This window comes from Streptomyces sp. WELS2, from assembly GCF_013870595.1.
GTDB lineage: Bacteria > Actinomycetota > Actinomycetes > Streptomycetales > Streptomycetaceae > Streptomyces.
In genome coordinates this window covers 1-2,632 of sequence record NZ_JACBWZ010000836.1, presented here as the reverse complement: position 1 = coordinate 2,632, position 2,632 = coordinate 1, and the positions used below count along the sequence as shown (strand labels likewise).

2 protein-coding genes are annotated in these 2,632 nt (G+C 72.7%); one reads left to right on the top strand and one right to left on the bottom strand.

The window, feature by feature from the left end; translation table 11 throughout:
• The coding region (locus H5J33_RS30550; protein ID WP_181798015.1) for a PP2C family protein-serine/threonine phosphatase at positions 1–693 on the top strand (693 nt) is incomplete at its 5' end.
• Between the two features lie 42 nt (positions 694–735).
• Here the strand turns inward: H5J33_RS30550 and H5J33_RS30545 are convergent.
• On the bottom strand, positions 736–2,232 hold the full coding sequence (locus tag H5J33_RS30545; protein ID WP_181798014.1) for a hypothetical protein: 1,497 nt from the start codon (positions 2,230–2,232) through the stop codon (positions 736–738).
• Between the last annotated feature and the right edge of the window lie 400 nt (positions 2,233–2,632).

The following is a 2,632-nucleotide window of genomic DNA, read 5'->3' as shown; positions in this document are numbered from 1 at the left end:
CAGCTGATGGCGCCAGTCCTCGTTCCTCATCCTGTGCAGGCAGAAGCTGTCGCCCTGGACCTGGCCGCCCACCGCCTCCCCGCCGCGACCGCCACCCTGATCGGCGCGGACTGGCACGACGCGCTGGAACTGGCCGACGGCCAGACCCAGCTCACCGTGGGGGGACTCACCGGACAGGGTGTGGCCGCCGCGTCCGGCACGGCCACGCTGCTCGGCGCCGTACGCGGCATGGCGATGGCCGGCACCCGGCCCGGCAGGCTGCTCACCCTGCTGAACCGGTTGCTCGACACCGCCGCGCAGCCCGCCCTCGGCAGCGCCGTCTGCTGCCGCTACCTGCCCTCGACCCGCACCCTCCTGTGGGCGCGCGCCGGACACCCCGCCCCGCTGCTGTACCGCGACGGGACGGGGCGCCTGCTGGACGCACCGGACGGCACCCCCCTCGGCGCCTCCTCGGGCGCCCGCTACGAAGAGTCCGCCGTCACCCTGCGCCCGGGCGATCTGCTCCTGCTGCACACCGGCGCACTGCTGCCGGAACACGACGGAACGGCGACCGTGGACCGGCTGCTCGGCCTCGCCCCCCGGTTCGGCCCCGCGCAGACCGCACGGGACTGTGTGCGCGCGGTCGTCGAGGAGTTCGGCGACCCCGCGCGCGAGGACGACGCGTGCGTGCTCGCCGCCAAGGTCACCACATGACGCCGGCCGCCGGCCCCTCGGGCCGGGCGGCGCGCCGGTCCCCTACACCTGCGTGCCGGAACCGTCCTTCTCGGCCCGCTGCTTGGGCAGGGCGACCCTGATCTCCTCGCGCAGCTCCTGGATCCTGGGATAACCGGCGTACTGCGCGGTCAGCCGGTACATCTGCCGCAGCCGGTCCCAGGTGCGACGCGAGGAGTTGGAGCCCATCGCCATCAGGGCCAGCCGCGCGTAGCGGTCGGCCTGTTCGGGGTCGTCGGCGATGAAGCAGGCCGACGCCATGGAGAGATGGTCGAAGATCTTCGACCGCTCCCGTCCGTCCACCCGCAGGGCGAGGGCCTTCTGCGCGTAGTGCTGGGCGGTTCCGGCCGCGTTCGGGTCGAACTCCGCCAGGGTGCGGTAGGCGAGCGCCTGCATGCCGTACAGGTCCTCGTCCTTGAAGGTCTGCATCCAGTCCGGTGTCGCCGCGTCCTGCCGGTCGGCGACGAACAGGTCCTCCGCCCGGCCGAGCGTGCGGCGCATCGCCTGTCCCTTGCCCATCGCCGCCTGCGCCCAGGCCTCGATGGTGTGGAACATCGCCTTCGTGCGCGGCTGGAGACGGTCCCCGGCGCCGGACTGGGCCAGCCTCATCAGGTCCAGGGCCTCGTCCGGGCGGCCGAGGTGCACCATCTGCCGGGCCGCCCGGGACAGTGCCTCCCCCGCGCGCGGCCGGTCACCGCCCTCCCGGGCGGCGTGGGCGGCGATCACGAAGTACTTCTGCGCCGTGGGTTCCAGGCCGACGTCGTGCGACATCCAGCCCGCGAGGACGGCGAGGTTGGCGGCGACGCCCCACAGACGCCGCTGGAGGTGGGGGGGATGGTGGTAGGCGAGCATGCCGCCCACCTCGTTGAGCTGGCCCACCACCGCCTTGCGCTGGAGGCCGCCGCCACGGGCCGCGTCCCAGGCCCGGAACACCTCGACCGAGCGCTCCAGCGCCTCGATCTCCTGGGATCCGACGGGAGCGGCCTCGAACCGGTCGAACCCGGCCGGTTCGACGTGCAAGGGGTCGTCGAGAACAGGGGCGTCGGCCCTGAGGGCCGGATCGGTGTGCAGCCATTCGTACATGGCACCGCTGAGTGTGGATCCCGAGGCGAGCGCGGCACCCGCGCCCACCAAGCCGCGTCGGTTGAGCATGAGGTCCATTCCCGTGAATTCGGTGAGGACCGCGGCGGTCCGCTCGGGCGGCCAGGGCAGGCCGTCGGGGTGTTCCTCGATCCCGTCGCCCTGCCGTTTCCCCGCACGCCCCTGCCGTACCAGACCGAGGTCCTCGATGGTCACGACACGGCCGAGACGCTCGGTGAACAGGGCCGCCAGCACCCGCGGCACGGGATCGCGCGGGATCTCTCCCATGTCGATCCACCGCCGCACCCGGGAGGTGTCGGTCGCCAGCTGGGGGTGGCCCATGGCCGCCGCCTGCCGGTTGACCAGTCTCGCGAGTTCGCCCTTCGACCAGCCGGCCAGGCCGAACAGGTCCGCAAGGCGGGTGTTGGGTCGTCCGCTCACGTCAAGCCCCCAGGTTCTCGGCTGAGTTGACAGTAGCCGCGTGCAAGTTGCCGGGCGACTATTCGCCAGGGTTCGCCAGGGTGCGCCAGATGGTGTGCCACCGCTCATCGGGTGTCAGGTAGGAACGCGCCACCCCGACCTGGTCCGCCACCTCCCGGTGACGGCCATCCGGTCGCACATGCCGGGCACATTCCCCAGGGTGTGCCCGGAGGGCCGGGTCGGGTGGGCGTACGCTCCCGAAACCACGCTCACGGGGCACGCACCCGCGAGCACGGATTCGGAGTGCGGACGTACAGGCAGGCACAGCAGGCACACGAAGGGATCTGTCTTTCCCATGTACGCAGCATCGTCCTCCGTGTCCGCCCCGGCCCGGCCGCTGCGCTCCCGTCCTGCGGGTGGC